This window comes from Rhizobium sp. 2MFCol3.1, assembly GCF_000377565.1.
Classification (GTDB): Bacteria; Pseudomonadota; Alphaproteobacteria; order Rhizobiales; family Rhizobiaceae; genus Rhizobium.
Genome location: NZ_KB898355.1, coordinates 146,120 through 161,362 on the forward strand (window position 1 = coordinate 146,120; position 15,243 = coordinate 161,362).

The following is a 15,243-nucleotide window of genomic DNA, read 5'->3' on the forward strand; positions in this document are numbered from 1 at the left end:
CGCATCATGATCAATATCATTGTTCGCCGGCTTGTCATTGCCGTGCCAACCCTCCTTTTGGTCTCCGTCTTGATCTTCTCGATGCAGAAGCTCCTGCCCGGAGACCCCGCCTTGATGTTTGCCGGTGAGGAGCGCGATCCGGTCGTTCTCGAGCAACTTCGCGAGAAGTTCCACCTCAACGATCCATTGCCTGTCCAATATGGCCGATGGCTTTGGCAGATCCTGCACGGCGATCTGGGCATGTCGTTGCGAACAGAGGTGCCCGTTGGAGAACTGATTTCTCAAAAGCTGCCGGTAACGTTCCAGCTGTCGTTGACGGCGATGCTGTTTGCAGTGCTGTTCGGCGTTCCTGCCGGCATTCTCTCGGCGGTGAAACGAGGCAAGGCGCTCGACTATATCACCGGCATGATCGGGCTCACGGGCATGTCGATACCGCATTTCTGGCTGGGTATCATCATGATCATGGTGATCTCCGTGCAGCTTGGGCTCCTGCCGTCCTCGGGCATGGTCAGCATCTTCGACAGCCCGCTTCTGTTCTTTCAGTCGGTCCTAATGCCCGCCTTCGTCCTGTCGACGCCGGTCGCAGCCTATCTGATGCGTCACACGCGATCGGCGATGCTGGGCGTGCTGCGGTCGGACTATATCCGAACCGCAAGAGCAAAGGGATTGCGCGCCAACAGCGTGGTGTTCAAGCACGCATTGCGCAATGCGCTGACGCCGATCGTGACGATGGTGACCCTCTTGTTCGGCGAGCTTCTCGCCGGCGCCGTACTGACGGAGCAGATTTTCACGATACCCGGCTTCGGAAAGCTGATCGTCGATGCGGTGTTCACCCGCGACTATGCTGTCGTTCAGGGCGTGGTCCTGTGCTCGGCCGTCGCATTCATCCTTCTGAACCTGATTGCAGACGTGGTCTATATCCTGATCACGCCTAGACTGAGGTATGCCTGATGGCAAATGTTGCTCTCGCCTCCCATCCTGCAACGAGGCGCAGGGTCCTGCCGCGCTCCGTCTCCAAGTTCCTGTCCAACCGTGGGGCGGTATTGGGCGCGGTTATCGTCGGTGTCTTTGCGCTCGTTGCGATCCTGGCGCCGTATATTTCGCCGCATGATCCATTCACGCCGAACTACCGCGCTATTCGCAAGGCGCCCTCGGCCATCTACTGGCTGGGGACCGACGAGGCCGGGCGGGACATCCTGACCCGTATTCTCTATGGTGCCCGTGTGTCGCTCTCGGCTGGCGTCGTCTCGGTGATTGTCGCTCTCGTGACCGGCATACCGCTTGGGCTCGTCGCGGGCTATTTCGGCGGGTGGATCGACATGATCGTGTCGCGGTTTACCGATGCGCTGTTGGCCATCCCGTCGCTGGTTCTCGCCATCACTCTGGCGGCGTTTCTGGGGCCGAGCCTGACAAACGCCATGATCGCGATTGGCATCGCATCGATGCCGATCTTCATTCGCCTCACCCGCGGTCAGGTCCTGTCGGTCAAGACGGAGGACTATGTCGAAGGTGGGCGGGCAATCGGCCTGCCGCACCGGTGGATCCTCTGGCGCTATATCCTGCCCAACGCACTGCCGCCGATCGTCGTCCAGGCAAGCATCACGATCGCGACAGCCATTATCGCCGAGGCCAGCCTGTCGTTCCTCGGTATCGGGCAACAGCCGCCGAACCCGTCATGGGGATCGATGCTGAATACCGCCAAGAATTTCATGAACCAGGCCCCTTGGATGTCGATCTTTCCAGGCGCCGCCATCTGCCTCACCGTTCTCGGTTTCAATCTTCTGGGCGACGGGTTGCGCGATGCGCTCGACCCGCGTGACGCCTGATGCAGGGATTTTAAGGAAGACCCCATGACCAAAACACTTATTCGCGGCGCCACGATCGTCACCATGGACCGTAGCCTTGGCATCCTGCCCAAGGGGGATCTGCTGTTTGAAGGCGATACCATTTCTGCCGTCGGTCCCAACATCCAGGCCGATGATGCCGAGATCGTCGATGGATCCGACATGATCGTCATCCCCGGCCTCATCAATGCGCATATTCATATGTGGCAGACGACGATCCGTGGCTTTGGCGTGAACTGGACGGGCATCGAACACCATCTCCACATGCAGACCGATATCGTGCCGGTCTACACGCCTGATGACATCAAGATCGCCGAGTATTTCGGCGCGCTCAATCTCCTCAACGGCGGCACGACAACGGTCTATGAATGGTGCCACGGCAATCGGACGCCTGAACACAGCGACGCCGCCATCGAAGGGCTGCAGAATTCCGATATTCGCAGCCTTTTCATTCATGGGTCGATCAAGACACTGCCGCGCGAAGGCGAGAAGCATTTCTCGCAAATCCCGCATCCGCGCGACGAGGCTGTCCGCTTGCGCAAACGTTTCGGGTCCAATGATGGCAAGGTGATGCTTGCACTTGGCATCCTCGGGCCGGATTATTCGCCGCTCGACATCTGCACGCAGGACTTCACTCTGGCGACCGAACTGGATCTCTGGTCGAGCGCGCATGTGTCCGGAAAACCGGGCAAACTTGCCGGCGGCTATTTCACGCTCAAGGAAAAAGGGCTTTTGACCGAGAAACACAACGTCGTCCATGCCAACAGCATGAGCGATGAGGAGCTGAAGCTCTTGATCGAGACGGGGTGCTCCGTCACCGCGACATCGCAGACCGAGGTCAATGGCGGCTGGAAGGAGCCTCTGATCCGGCGTGTGAAGGAACTGGGCGGTATGCCCTCGATCGGCAATGACTCAGAGTCCAGCAGCGCTGCCGACATGATGGAAGTGATGCGCTGGAGCATGGTCCTGCAGCGATTGTTCAATAATATCGAGAAGTCCAAGAAGCTCGATAAGGAGCCGCCGGCGGCGACCAATGCCGTCTTTCGCGGAATGGAGCGCCCTGCGCGGATCACGCCAAGCACCTATGATGCATTGGAATGGGCAACCATGGGCAATGCCAAAGCCTTCGGCCTCGATCACCGCATCGGCTCGCTGACGCCGGGCAAGCAGGCGGATATCACGCTCATAAAGCGCACAGGGTTCAATCTTGCGCCGGCCATTGACCCCGTTGACGCGGTTGTCTCGTTCGCCAATCCTTCGAACGTCGATACCGTCTATGTCGCGGGCAAGCTCGCGAAGAAGGATGGCAGGCTGGTCCAGGACGCGGCCGCGCAACGAGCGGCAGTCGAGCTGCGCGAGCGCGCGATTTCGGTTCTGGAACGCGCTGGTATGGCCGAATTCATTCCTGCGTAACGCGTTCACGGAGGCTCCGGCGGTAGACGCTGCCGGAGTCTCGCGCACGGATGGTTCCCGTTCGGAGCGATAGCACTGGAAAGGGCTATCCTCTCTCCTAGAGCCTTTCCTGGTTAGATTGCAGCATTCTGTTGGCTCAAACGGAGTCGGATGGCCGGACGATCAGGCGGCCCGTTTCAGCCAACCCCGGTGGTTTGCTTCGCAAACCAGCTAGGGCCGGGCATCTTTCCGCCAGGATCAAAGGCGATCGGCTCGACCGTACCCGAGGTATGCCCTTCGCCAATCGCCTTTGCCCTGACGAAAACCTGCTCCGGCAGAATGCTTCAATCTAACCAGGAAAGGCTCTGATCAGCCGATGGCGCCCCCGCCATCGACATAGACGGTGCTGCCTGTGATGAACGGGTTCGTCATGAAGGCCAAGATCTGTATCGCAAGATGTTGAGGGATTCCAACCAGGCCTGCGGGCAGGCGTTCGGCAGCGCCCTCGAACATCTGGCCGCGCGCATCGCCGGCAAGCCCGTCATACATTTCCGTCATCACGAGGCCGGGGGAGACACAGTTGACGCGGACAGGCGCGAATTCCAGCGCCAGGCCGCGCGTCAGCCCCTCGAGCCCAGCATTGATCGCGCCCTGGATCGCCGCCCCCTTCTTCGGCCTTATCGACAGGAAACCGGATACGAAGGTGAGCGAGCCGCCCCTGTTGATCTTTGCCGCGCGCGCAATTCGATAGGCGCCCCAGAATTTCGAGTTCATTGATGCATAGGCGTCGGCCAGCGGCAATTCGCGGATGGCCGCGACCTTCGTGCTCGCTGCGGAAATGACGATGTGATCGAAGGGCTGCCGGTCGGCAAAGAAAGTCTCGATTCCATGCTCGTCCGTGGTGTCTAGGACATATCCCTCGGCGCCGTGACCCAGCCGTTCGATGGCGGCATCGACTTTCTGTTTCGAGCGCGAGGCGATCGTCACCGTCGCCCCGGCATGCGCCGCCGCTTCCGCTGCCCCAAATCCGATGCCGGAACTGCCACCGACGACGAGAATGCGCTGATTTTGTAAGCTCATGCGAAACGTCCTTTCTTAGCGTGAATGCCCGAGGAGGTGAGGTGGTCTCGATGCAATCACCTTCAAGCTTGAACCGCGACACCGCACCTGTTGTGCCCTTTTATCGTTATTGCTAGAAATGATAATCTCTGAGTTTTCAATTCACTCTTCTTGAAAATCGAAAAATGGACCGTTTTGATCTGCTTCGCCTGTTTGTGATGATCGCCGATCACGGCAGTCTCTCCGCGGCGGCGCGCGCACAGGCCCTGTCGGCTTCAACCGTCACTCTTGGGCTGCAAAGGCTGGAGGAACGCGTTGGCGCCAGACTGGTGGTCAGGACCACCCGTCGCCTGTCGCTGACGCATGAGGGAGAGCGCTTCCTTCTTGATTGCAGGCGAATTCTCTCGGACCTGGAGGAGGCCATGGATGGCGTCGCCGACCACGGTGCGCTCCAGGGAGACATTCGAGTAACGGCAACCAGCGATCTCGGGCGCAGCCGAATAGCGCCACTGGTCGACGAGTTCATGAAGCTCCATACGGGCGTCAGGATTGCGTTGACGCTCAGCGATGCGGTGATCGATCTTGTGGAAAGCGGCTATGATCTCGGCTTTCGGATCGGACAGCTTCGTGACTCGCGTTTGACGGCACGACTTCTGCTTCACGGTAAACGCCATGTCTGCGCGGCGCCCTCCTATTGGGAACAGATGGGCCGACCCAAGCATCCCCGTGACCTCTCACGCCATAATTGCATGGTGCTTGCGGAGCCTGAGGCGCTGAAGGCGCATTGGCACTTTCAGGAAGACGGCCGCCAGTTCAGCGTCCGCGTCGAGGGCGACAGAACGTCAAATGACGGCGCAGTGCTGCGCGACTGGGCGGTAAAGGGGGCGGGCATTGTCCTTAAATCCAGTCTCGACATCATGGACGACCTTGCTGCCAATCGCCTCGAGCCGGTTCTCGATGACTTTGCTTTGGCTGAAAGCAATCTCTACGCCGTACACCCCGCAGGTAGACGGCCTTCAAGGCGTGTCAGAGCATTGGTCGACTATTTCTCTCAAGCGCTCCGACGGTAGATATGCATTACTTGAAATCCGCTTACAGGGCTATCGGCGGGCGGCCCAGTTCAAGCCGCGCTGCAGTATCAGCCGCATATGGGGATGAGCGAATTCGGCGGCGATGTGGCCGAGGGCGGAATAGAAGACGCGGCCGGCGCCAAATTGGCGTTTGAAGACGACCGGCATGGTGACGTTGCTAGCAGCCGGGTCGTGTTCGCCGTTGAAGGTGGTGGTCGCGAGGATTTCGATCGAGGGGTCGTAGTGCAGGTAATATTGCTCGGACCGATAGTCGAAATCCGGTATTTCCTGCATCACCGGGTCTTCCGGGCGGGTAACCGCGACGTGAAAATCGATGATGTTGCCGGGGTGGGCGACCCAGGTGACGCCGGAGACATAGCGGAACGGCGCGCTTTCCTTGAATGAGGTCGCGAGCGAGCCATGATGGCCGCCAAGCCCAAGTCCTCCGCGTACGGCTTCCACGAGCGCGTCGGCATGGGCCTTTTCGAGCCTTTCGCCCGTGATCACAGGCACGAGAATATCGGCTTGAGCAAGCTGAGGCGAGCCGAAGATGCCGAGATCGTTGGTTACTTCGGTCTGGAAGCCGTCTTCGGTGAGAAGGCCGGCGACGATGTGAGCGCATTGCTCCGGCTCATGACCCTTCCAGCCGCCCCAAACGATGATCGCCTTGCTCATGATCTTCCCTTATCTCTGATGCGCTGAACCGCCGGGGCCATGGCGCGCCGGCGGTCCAGAAATTTGCACGATCTCAGCTGCGGATCGTGGCTTTCCCTTCTTCGACCAGCCGCGCCGCCGCTTCGGCGGGCGTCGTGCGCTCAAACGCCAGTTCGTCGGCGATCGGGCGCAGGACGCGCTGGTCGAACTCGGTCGATCCCAAAGGCGCGGGTGCCGGGTAGTCGCCCACCTGATCCTTGAGCAGGTTCACGTATTTCACGGTATCCTGCTCCGTCGGGTTCAGGTTCGGCAAAATCGCCTCGCGGACGGCCGGCGACAGCGGCACGCCGCGTTCGACACCGAGGATCTTGCCAGCCTCCGGGTCGTTGACGAAGAAGCTGATGAACTGTGCGGCGGCTTCGCCGTTCTTCGTCGTCGCGCCGACGCTCCAGATGAGAGCAGGGCGATAGTAGTGGCCTGATGGGCCGCCTTTCTTCTCGCGGGGCAGCATGGTGATGGCGAGCTTGTTCTTCGAGAGGAGCTGGTAGCCGACGAGCTGGTTGGAATAGGCCATGCCCATTGCCGACTTGCCGAGCGCCAGGCAATTGGTGTCGATCGTGTTCTGGTCCAGTGTCTGCACATCGGCGGCGACGGTGCCGCCCTTCTTCCGCAGGTCCTCCCAGAAGCTGTACCACTCCTTGGCGTCCTCGGCGTCAAAGCCAAGCGCCGCGTCCTTGTAGAGGCTCTTGCCGCGCTGCCGCAGCCAGGCGTCGAACACATAGGTGTAGCGCGCGCCGTAGGGGCCGCCCGCGTAATTGTTCTTGCCGACGGCCTTTGTGAGCTCGACCGCCAGCTTGGCGTATTCGTCCCAGGTGAGATCAGGCGTGGGCAAGGGGATGCCTGCCGTCTCGAATGCCGTCTGATCGAAGAAGAGCGCGAAGGAATTGAGGCCAAGACCCACGCCGTAAAGCTTTCCGTCGACGGTCGTCAGTTTCAGTATGTCCTTGCCGAAGGCGTCGACCTTCAATGTCGAGGGTACGAATTCATCGAGCGGCAGGCAGGCGCCGCGCTTGGAGTAGTCGGAGATCGTTCCTGGCTCGAGCTGAAACACATCCGCGATCGAGCGGCCGGCCATCTGTGTCGCGAGCTTGGTCCAGTATCCGTCCCCGCTGAGGGATTCTCCTATGATCGACACGCCTGGCGTCTTGCCTTGATAAAGCCGGGCGACATCGAGCGTGCGCTTTGCCCGATCGTTCGAGCCCCACCACATGGCGCGCAGCTGTGTGTCCGCCGCGAAGGCCGGCATGCCGGCGCCGAGTGCAAGGCCGCTCGCCACGCCGGCGGAGCCCATCAGAAATGAACGTCGATTGATCTGCATGCTGATTCCTCCGGTTGTCTGCCCGGCGTCCTCCAACGCCTTTTGGGCATGTGGCGGGAAGATTACGCAAAAAATTTCCGTTTGCAATAAAATATCTTTCTGTTGCAAATTTGCGTAATTTGCATAACTCTGCGTTTATGAGCGAGATTAAATCAAAGCGGCCGCGTCAGGCCGACATTGCCGCCGCCGCAGGCGTCTCCGTATCAACCGTGTCGCGTGTGCTGGCGAATGAGCCCGGCATTAGCGAAAGTGTTCGGCAGCACATCTTGCGGGTCGCGGCCGAGCATGGCTACCAGACGAAGGGGTCTTCCGAGCCGATGCCGGGCGGACTCGCATTGATCGCCAGCGACGGTGCGACCGGCGGGCTGAGCGTCTTTTACGAAACGATCGTGGAAGGCTTGCGGGCGGGCGCGGCGGACGCGGGAATGTCCTTCGAAGTCAGGCTGGTGCGTGAGGATCGCGCCATGCCTGATGTCGTTCGCGACCAGATGAAGGCCACCAACGCGGAAGGCCTGTTCCTGGTCGGTATCGATCCCAATCCCGCACTACGACAGTGGATCGAGGCGGAGAAGATCCCGGTCGTTCTCGTCAATGGCACTGATCCGCAGCTTCGCCTCGACGGTGTCTCTCCCGCCAACTTCTTCGGTGCCCTCCAGGCCGGCGAACGGTTGCTTGCGGCGGGACATCGCAAGATCCTGCATTTCACCGGCTCGCATCGCCACACCATCCGCGAACGCGTCAGGGGCTTTGACGCGGCGATCGCCTCGGTGGAGGGAGCCGCGAGCAGGATGGTTCCGATGAGTTTCCAAGGCAGCGCCAGCCGGGAAGCCCACGAATTGATGGCCGCCATCCTGGATGAAAACGCAGGCTTCACTGCCGCTTTCTGCATGAACGACTTCATTGCCGTCGGTGTTCTGGAGGCCGTCACCGAGGCGGGCCTTCGTGTGCCGGAAGACTTCGCGATCGTCGGCTTCGACGATCTGCCCTGCGCCTTGATGACCAATCCGCCGCTCTCCACCATGCGCGTCGATCGGGGCGCTCTCGGCCGCGAGGCCATCGGCCTGATGATCGACAGGTTCCATGATCGGTCAGCGCCGGCCCGTCACGTATGCCATGCGGTCGTCCCCGTTGTGGGCGGCACCGTACCAATGCCGAAAACCGATGAGTGATAGAGATGACCTATGATCCGGCCAGCGCCAATCCGTTAGCAGGCAATCCGCTGGAGACGCGCGAGCACATGAGCCGCGCGCTCCTCGACCTCTTCGATCCGTTGCTTCCCTATTTTTCAAAGGGCAATGCACGCGTTCGCCTGGATGGTGCCGGCGCACATTTTGATCGCGCGGCCGCGGACCTAGAAGGGTTTGCTCGTCCGCTTTGGGGCCTGGCTCCGCTTGGAGCGGGAAAAGGCGACTTTGCCCACTGGCAGCGTTTTGCAGACGGTCTGGCGAACGGCACGGATCCCGACCACCCGGAATATTGGGGCGCGGTCAACGGGCGCGACCAGCGAATGGTCGAGCTCGCGGCGCTCGGTTTCGCGCTGGCGCTAGTCCCCGAAAAGATCTGGGAGCCTCTGAGCGACAAGGCGCGGGCCAATGTCATCGCCTATCTCAAGCATGCGCGACAGTTTGATTATGCGGACAATAACTGGAAGTTTTTCCGCATCTTCGTCGACATTGTCCTTGATCGCGTCGGCGCCGAGTTCGACCGCAGCCTGACGAGGCAATATCTCGAGGAGCTTGAGGGCTTCTATATCGGTGATGGCTGGTATCGTGACGGCAATGTGCGCCGCATCGACCACTACATCCCCTTCGCCATGCATTTCTATGGGCTGATCTATTCCAAGCTTGTCGATGACGACTACGCGAAACGCTACCGCGAGCGCGCCGTGCTGTTTGCCAAGGATTTCCGCAACTGGTTTGCGCCCGATGGCGCGACTATCCCCTTCGGCCGCAGCCTCACCTATCGCTTCGCCTGCGCCGGCTTCTGGTCGGCGCTCGCATTTGCCGACCTGGAGGCGCTGCCCTGGGGCGAGATCAAGCATCTCTGCCTGCAGCATCTGCGCTGGTGGAAGGACAAGCCGATGACCAATCGCGACGGCATCCTGTCGATCGGCTTCGGTTATCCGAACCTGTTGATGTCGGAAAGCTACAACTCGGCGGGATCGCCCTATTGGGCGTTCAAGGCCTTTCTGCCGCTCGCGATCGCGGATGACCATCCCTTCTGGACAGCGAAGGAGAAAGCGCCTGCACCAAGCGAAAGCGTCTCGCCGCAGCGCCATCCCGGCATGGTCCTGATGCGCGCCGGTGGCGATGTGGTGGCCCTGTCATCGGGACAAGAAAATCTCCAGATGCGCTTCGGCACGGAGAAATACGCGAAGTTCGCCTATTCGGCACGCTATGGCTTCAGCGTCGAGGCCGATGAACGGAGTTTCGCCGGCGGTGCCTTCGATTCCGCGCTCGCCTTCAGCGACGATGGACTGCACTACCGCGTGCGCGAGACGAACGCCGAGGCGAAGCTCGCCGGCGACATGCTCTATTCAAGATGGTCGCCATTCAAGGATGTTTCCGTCGAAACCTGGCTGATCCCCGCAGCGCCCTGGCACATCCGCGTCCACCGCATCAATTCGCCGCGCCCGCTGCAAACGGCCGAAGGCGGCTTTGCGATCGCCAAGCGAGACTTCGATCTCGATGTGCTTGGAGCAGAGGAGGGGAGTGCCCACGTCATCGGCGCTGCCGACTTCTCCGGCATTGTCGATCTGGGTTCTGCGGTGAAGCGAGCCGGCCTGACGCAGAAAGCTCTGCCGAATACCAACCTGATCGTCGCCAAGACGCTGATCCCTCAACTGCGCGGCGAAATCCCGGCCGGTGAGACCGTGCTCGTCACGGCCGTGCTCGCGCTCGATGATCCGGCCGCGGTCTCTGGTGCATGGACCAGGCCTCCGGCAGCACCTGATATCTCCGAGCTGGAGGCCCGCATAGCCAGGGACGGCATCACCGTCAGCGCCATCGAAGCCCCGGGGCAGATGGCATGAACCGACCGGGTATCGCGCTTGCCATGCACCCGGGGCGGACGGAGCACGTTCTCCCCGATCGCCTTCTCGACCGGCTGGAAAGTCTGGGCCTCTTGCTCGACCGGGAACCTATGCAGACCTTCGCCGACGAACGCGCCAGGCGACTTTTGCCCGAAACGGAAATCCTCATCACCGGATGGGGCGCCCCCTATGTCGGCCGCGACGTGCTTTCGGCAGCCGGAGGGCTCAAGATGATCGCCCATGCGGCGGGAACGGTGAAGGGCCTCATCGACGAAGACATATTTCGCGCAGGCATCGCCGTCAGCCATGCGGCCGAGGCGAACGCGATCCCGGTTGCCGAATTCACGCTTGCCGCCATCCTCTTCGCCGGCAAGCAGGTTTTCCGGTTTCGCGACACTTACGTCGCGGACCGTAACCGCGATCGCACCCATCCGATGCAGCGGCTTTCGATCGGAAACTACGGCCGTACGGTCGGCATCATCGGCGCGTCGCGCATCGGCCGGCGCGTGATCGAGTTGCTGAAGCCTTTCAACTTCAAGGTCATCCTTTTTGACCCGACATTGAGCGCATGGGAGTGTGCGGCGTTGGGCGCTGAAAAGGCTGATCTGGATACGCTGATGCGTAGTGCCGATATCGTCTCGCTGCACGCGCCTTCGCTTCCATCGACACATCATATGATCAACGCTCAAAGGTTGGCGATGATGAAGGACGGCGCCACGCTCATCAATACGGCACGCGGTGCCATCATCGATGAAGCAGCACTTCTCGCCACGCTTTCGACCGGCCGGATCGATGCGATCATAGACGTGACCGACCCCGAGATACCGGAGCCAGCATCCGCCTTTTATGATCTGCCGAACGTTTTCCTGACCCCCCATATCGCAGGCGCCATCGGCCTTGAGCGGACGAGATTGGGTGAAATGGCGGTCGATGAGATAGAGCGATACTTGAGCGGTCAACCACTGCAATACGCGATCACGCTGGCCGACCTCGATAAAATGGCTTGAGGTCGTGTAGGGCCAAAGGCCGGTTCCCAGCGCGTCAAGGCGGCGGCGATACGGAGCTGCTGATGGTGGGGCTGTAGCGGACACTCCGCTGAGCGAGAAATCCCAGGAGTGAGCACGGTGTCCATTTCTTGCTCCGCCTCATGGCTTTGCGCGCGTGAGCGGTCGACACGTCCGCAGGGGTGGTTCATGAAAACCGGGTAAGGCCGTGAGTTGTGACGCGCATCATAGCTGCACCAAGACGGGCGAAAGGCTATGGATCGCATAACATCTCCGCTTATCTGGCTGGATTGAGAGGCGGATCCATGGGGCTGTTCGGAATTCTGCTTGGGCTCGGTTTGCTGATGTGGTTCGCCTATCGCGGATGGAGCGTGCTGCTCCTGGCGCCTGCGGCAGCCCTGATCGTTGCCGCGGCCTCAGGCCAGCCACTGCTTCCGCATTGGACCTCGACGTTCATGGGCGGCACGGCGCGGTTTGTCACGCAGTGGTTCCCGATGTTCCTGCTCGGCGGCATCTTCGGCAAGATGATGGATGACAGCGGCTCCATCACGTCGATCGCCCGTTTCCTGACAGAGCGGCTGGGCGTGAAGCGAACCATGCTCTCCGTGGTGCTCGCCTCCGCCGTCGTTACCTATGGTGGCGTCAGCGTGTTCGTCGCCTTCTTCGTGCTCGTACCCATGGCGCGCGAAATGTTTCGCGCAGCGAACATTCCGGCAAGATTGATGCCAGCGGCGATCGGCCTCGGCGCTTTCACGTTCACCATGTCGGCGATGCCCGGCACGCCCTCGACGAACAACGCGATACCGATGCCCTACTTCGGCACGACGACCTTCGCTGCGCCCGGCCTCGGCATCATCGCCTCGATCATCACCTTCGCGTTCGGGATGTGGTGGCTGGCACACATCGAAGCCAGGGCGCGCGCCGCCAACGAGGGTTACACGGAGGACGAAACGCCTGTCGTCATCAGCGAAAAAGTCCGCGAACAGGCAACGACCTCGGGTGACTTCGACCCGAGCGAACTCACCCACGGCAAGAAGAGCGACCAGGGGCCGTCCTTCCTCTTCGCGGTGCTGCCGCTGATCGTTGTCATCGGTGTCAACTTCCTGATGGCGCTTGTCGTATTGCCCCGGATCGACTTCTCCGGCGCCGAAGCAGCACTTGGCATCAATATCACCTCGACGATCGGCGTCTGGGCCGTTCTGATCGCGCTCGCCGCGGCGATCGTCACTGTGATCGGATTGAACTACGGGCGGCTGGGTGCACTGCGCGAAAGTCTCGACGCGGGTGCCAACTCGGCCGTCTTGCCGATCATGACCGTTGCCAGCCTCGTCGGCTTCGGCGCGGTGGTGGCGGCAATGCCGGCTTTCAATGTCGTGCGCGATGCTGTCTTGCAGATGCCTGGCGGCCCGCTCGTGTCGCTGGTCGTGGCGATGAACGCACTGGCGGCGCTAACGGGTACGGCGTCCGGCGGCATGGCGATCGCGCTCAACGCACTTGGCGCCGAATATATGAAGCTTGCGGCCGAACACGGTATCGATCCTGCGCTCATGCACCGCCTGACGACGATCAGCGCGGGTACGCTCGATGCTTTGCCGCACAATGGGACGGTGCTTCTACTCCTGCAGATCAGCAAGCAGACGCACTCGGGAAGCTATTTGGACATGGTGATGACCGTGATCGTCGGCGTCATCATCTCGCTTGTCGCGGTCTTCGTGCTTGGGTCGATGTTCGGCTCTTTCTGAGCAGGCCCGAGCGCAGTGTCAGCATGAGTTCGATGGAGTGCCTGAAAGACTGGATGTCAATCGTTCCTGTTCGACCAACCTTAGGGAGATTCGTGCCATGAAGAAGATGCATCTCTTGATCCTCGCGCCGCTGCTTATGGCGAGTACGCCGGCACTCGCGCATGTTGGCCCCGGTGACCATGGGTCCTTCGTCTCCGGCTTCCTGCATCCTCTTACGGGACCGGATCACGTTCTCGCCATGGTCGCAGTCGGCCTGGCAGCGGTCATGCTCGGGAGCCGCGCGCGGTTCGCCATCCCCGCGGCCTTCGTCAGTGTGATGATCCTCGGCTTTTTGTCGGCACTTGCGGGTATGCACCTGCCTTTCGTCGAGCCGGTCATTCTTGCCTCGGCCGTTGTCATCGGTCTGTTGGTCGCAGTTGCCAGACCGGCGTCGCCCACCCTGGTTGCGGCCATTGTCGGCGGCTTCGCATTCTTTCACGGGCATGCGCATGGCGCCGAGATGGCGGGTGCAAACGCCTTGTCCTTCGGCGTGGGCTTTGTGCTGGCAACGGCATTCCTGCATGCCGTGGGTATGGGAATGGGCATCGCGGCCGGTCGCCTGACGCGAGGCACAGCGGCCTTACGGATCGCCGGCGGAGCCACGGCGCTTGGCGGCGTTCTGCTGCTGGCGAGCTGAAGGGCATAGGCATTTGAAGCCCTGGGGTCGGTGGGTGGTCCGGCCGCGGGCGATCGTTTCGGGAGATGGATGTGACGTTCCAACCAACATTGGGCCAACCAACATTGGGCCAACCAACATCGGGCGGCTTGCCGCTTCAGTTGCTGCGGCTGGTCAGTCCAAGCCAGCCGGTTGGTGCGTTCGCCTATTCTCGTGGCCTCGAATGGGCGGTCCACGATCGGACCGTTCGCGACGAGGCGACAGCCCGCGACTGGATCTTCAGGCTGATCGAACACAGCTACGCCGTCTGCGATGCGGCGCTATTCCTGCGCATGATGCATGCGCTCGAAGCGGATGATCGCGCGGCCTTCCTGAAAGCCGATGCATGGCTGTCGGCCGCGCGCGAAAGCAAGGAGGTGGAGCTGGAGGACAGGCAGATGGGCGCATCGATGCTGACGGTCCTTAGCGATCTCGGCGTCGCCTCCGCCAAGACCTTCAGCGGCAGGAAGCTGACCTACCCGGCGGTCTTTGCCCTCGCGGCCGCGCATTGGAAGATCGCGCCGGCAGATGCCTTGCGCGGGCTGCTGTGGAGTGCGGTGGAAGGGCAGGTATCGGCCGCCATCCGGCTCGTGCCGCTGGGACATACAGCCGGCCAGCGCCTTCTGATCGCGGCGGCTGACGTCATCGAGCGGGCGGCGCGCACGGCAGAGACGATTGGTGACGACGAGATCGGCAATGCGGCGCCGGCAATGGCGATGGCAAGCGCATGGCATGAAACGCAGTACAGCCGGCTGTTTCGTTCCTAGGTGCTGGCTGGGCAAAACGTGCCGCGCCGACGCCGTCGAATTGATCCAAGGGGGATGAGTGCATTGATTTCGTTGTTCCGCGGCCTCCGGTCCATTCTCATACTTGCTGCCGCGGGTGTGCTGTTCGGTGCCTTCCTGATGTTCTGGGAGGCGATCTTGATGCTGGTGGAAACCTTCCGGATGACCCGGCTCAATCCGGATATGTCGGTCATCGTCTCGGTCCTGCGCGCTACCGACAAGATCCTCCTCGGCATCGTGTTGATGGTGGTCGGCTGCGGTATCGCGCTTGGCTTTGCCCTCGATATTCCGCCGGAACAGCGATCGAGACTACCGCAGTGGATGATCATCGATACCGTCGCGGAACTGAAGAACCTCTTCTTCCAGATGATCATTCTCTACCTGGTCGTGCACTTCGCGGCCCAGGTGGGCGAAATGCAGACGCCTCCGCAGTGGGAGGCGCTCGTGCTTCCGGTATCGGCGCTACTTTTGGCGGGAGCCATGAAGTTGACCGCCAGTTCGCACCATCTTTCGGAGGGGACACGACACGAGAGAAGCGAGAAACAGAGATCAAGCGATCAGGCGTGAAAGCGCTTTGCTTCACGCCCGGG

14 protein-coding genes are annotated in these 15,243 nt (G+C 61.2%); 11 read left to right on the forward strand and 3 right to left on the reverse strand.

Annotation, left to right across the window (positions count from 1 at the left end; translation table 11 throughout):
• Positions 1 to 6 precede the first annotated feature (6 nt).
• The 3 genes from D460_RS0106610 to D460_RS0106620 are packed head-to-tail and all read left to right on the forward strand — an operon-like array spanning position 7 to position 3,257.
• Positions 7 to 951, forward strand: a complete 945-nt coding sequence (locus D460_RS0106610; protein ID WP_018897734.1) for an ABC transporter permease — start codon at positions 7 to 9, stop codon at positions 949 to 951.
• A complete protein-coding gene (locus tag D460_RS0106615) occupies positions 951 to 1,826 on the forward strand; it encodes an ABC transporter permease (protein WP_018897735.1) in 876 nt (291 codons plus the stop codon). The genes D460_RS0106610 and D460_RS0106615 overlap by 1 nt, the downstream gene beginning before the upstream one ends.
• A gap of 24 nt (positions 1,827 to 1,850) precedes the next feature.
• Positions 1,851 to 3,257 carry an amidohydrolase family protein gene (locus D460_RS0106620; protein WP_018897736.1) on the forward strand — a complete coding sequence of 469 codons (1,407 nt, stop codon included), beginning with the start codon at positions 1,851 to 1,853 and terminating at the stop codon, positions 3,255 to 3,257.
• A gap of 348 nt (positions 3,258 to 3,605) precedes the next feature.
• Here the strand turns inward: D460_RS0106620 and D460_RS0106625 are convergent, their stop codons facing one another.
• Positions 3,606 to 4,316, reverse strand: coding sequence for an SDR family oxidoreductase (locus tag D460_RS0106625; RefSeq protein ID WP_018897737.1), 711 nt, complete (start codon positions 4,314 to 4,316; stop codon positions 3,606 to 3,608).
• 164 nt (positions 4,317 to 4,480) lie between these two features.
• On the opposite strand from D460_RS0106625, the gene D460_RS0106630 reads away from it, so the two are divergent.
• On the forward strand, positions 4,481 to 5,365 hold the full coding sequence (locus D460_RS0106630; protein ID WP_018897738.1) for a LysR substrate-binding domain-containing protein: 885 nt from the start codon (positions 4,481 to 4,483) through the stop codon (positions 5,363 to 5,365).
• A gap of 30 nt (positions 5,366 to 5,395) precedes the next feature.
• Here the strand turns inward: D460_RS0106630 and D460_RS0106635 are convergent, their stop codons facing one another.
• Together D460_RS0106635 and D460_RS0106640 are read right to left on the reverse strand one after the other, a co-directional pair.
• Complete coding sequence (locus D460_RS0106635; protein ID WP_018897739.1) at positions 5,396 to 6,040, reverse strand: ThuA domain-containing protein; 645 nt, start codon at positions 6,038 to 6,040, stop codon at positions 5,396 to 5,398.
• 73 nt (positions 6,041 to 6,113) lie between these two features.
• Entirely contained in the window at positions 6,114 to 7,397 is a 1,284-nt protein-coding gene (locus D460_RS0106640) for an ABC transporter substrate-binding protein (RefSeq protein ID WP_018897740.1), read from the reverse strand.
• 137 nt (positions 7,398 to 7,534) lie between these two features.
• Here D460_RS0106640 and D460_RS0106645 point away from each other — a divergent pair, with 137 nt between their 5' ends.
• The 7 genes from D460_RS0106645 (at position 7,535) to D460_RS32665 (ending at position 15,220) form a co-directional block, all read left to right on the forward strand.
• The gene (locus D460_RS0106645; RefSeq protein WP_018897741.1) at positions 7,535 to 8,566 is read left to right on the forward strand and encodes a LacI family DNA-binding transcriptional regulator; all 1,032 of its coding nucleotides are present in this window, start codon (positions 7,535 to 7,537) and stop codon (positions 8,564 to 8,566) included.
• Positions 8,567 to 8,571: 5 nt separating this feature from the next.
• Positions 8,572 to 10,428 (forward strand): DUF2264 domain-containing protein, encoded by a 1,857-nt coding sequence (locus tag D460_RS0106650; RefSeq protein WP_018897742.1) that lies wholly within the window; start codon positions 8,572 to 8,574, stop codon positions 10,426 to 10,428.
• Positions 10,425 to 11,435, forward strand: a complete 1,011-nt coding sequence (locus D460_RS0106655) for a hydroxyacid dehydrogenase (protein WP_018897743.1) — start codon at positions 10,425 to 10,427, stop codon at positions 11,433 to 11,435. Before D460_RS0106650 ends, D460_RS0106655 begins: the two co-directional genes overlap by 4 nt.
• A gap of 302 nt (positions 11,436 to 11,737) precedes the next feature.
• The gene (locus tag D460_RS0106660) at positions 11,738 to 13,174 is read left to right on the forward strand and encodes an SLC13 family permease (protein WP_018897744.1); all 1,437 of its coding nucleotides are present in this window, start codon (positions 11,738 to 11,740) and stop codon (positions 13,172 to 13,174) included.
• A gap of 97 nt (positions 13,175 to 13,271) precedes the next feature.
• Positions 13,272 to 13,850, forward strand: a complete 579-nt coding sequence (locus D460_RS0106665; protein WP_018897745.1) for a HupE/UreJ family protein — start codon at positions 13,272 to 13,274, stop codon at positions 13,848 to 13,850.
• Between the two features lie 71 nt (positions 13,851 to 13,921).
• A complete protein-coding gene (locus D460_RS0106670; protein ID WP_245267720.1) occupies positions 13,922 to 14,635 on the forward strand; it encodes an urease accessory UreF family protein in 714 nt (237 codons plus the stop codon).
• A gap of 63 nt (positions 14,636 to 14,698) precedes the next feature.
• The gene (locus D460_RS32665; RefSeq protein WP_018897747.1) at positions 14,699 to 15,220 is read left to right on the forward strand and encodes a YqhA family protein; all 522 of its coding nucleotides are present in this window, start codon (positions 14,699 to 14,701) and stop codon (positions 15,218 to 15,220) included.
• Positions 15,221 to 15,243 lie beyond the last annotated feature (23 nt).

Coding starts and splice junctions, on each gene's coding strand:
- D460_RS0106665 (WP_018897745.1), top strand. CDS start 13,272: ATGAAGAAGATGCATCTCTTGATCCTCGCGCCGCTGCTTATGGCGAGT.
- D460_RS0106635 (WP_018897739.1), bottom strand. CDS start 6,040: ATGAGCAAGGCGATCATCGTTTGGGGCGGCTGGAAGGGTCATGAGCCG.
- D460_RS0106615 (WP_018897735.1), top strand. CDS start 951: ATGGCAAATGTTGCTCTCGCCTCCCATCCTGCAACGAGGCGCAGGGTC.
- D460_RS0106630 (WP_018897738.1), top strand. CDS start 4,481: ATGGACCGTTTTGATCTGCTTCGCCTGTTTGTGATGATCGCCGATCAC.
- D460_RS0106610 (WP_018897734.1), top strand. CDS start 7: ATGATCAATATCATTGTTCGCCGGCTTGTCATTGCCGTGCCAACCCTC.
- D460_RS0106650 (WP_018897742.1), top strand. CDS start 8,572: ATGACCTATGATCCGGCCAGCGCCAATCCGTTAGCAGGCAATCCGCTG.
- D460_RS0106645 (WP_018897741.1), top strand. CDS start 7,535: ATGAGCGAGATTAAATCAAAGCGGCCGCGTCAGGCCGACATTGCCGCC.
- D460_RS0106655 (WP_018897743.1), top strand. CDS start 10,425: ATGAACCGACCGGGTATCGCGCTTGCCATGCACCCGGGGCGGACGGAG.
- D460_RS0106660 (WP_018897744.1), top strand. CDS start 11,738: ATGGGGCTGTTCGGAATTCTGCTTGGGCTCGGTTTGCTGATGTGGTTC.
- D460_RS0106620 (WP_018897736.1), top strand. CDS start 1,851: ATGACCAAAACACTTATTCGCGGCGCCACGATCGTCACCATGGACCGT.
- D460_RS0106640 (WP_018897740.1), bottom strand. CDS start 7,397: ATGCAGATCAATCGACGTTCATTTCTGATGGGCTCCGCCGGCGTGGCG.
- D460_RS0106625 (WP_018897737.1), bottom strand. CDS start 4,316: ATGAGCTTACAAAATCAGCGCATTCTCGTCGTCGGTGGCAGTTCCGGC.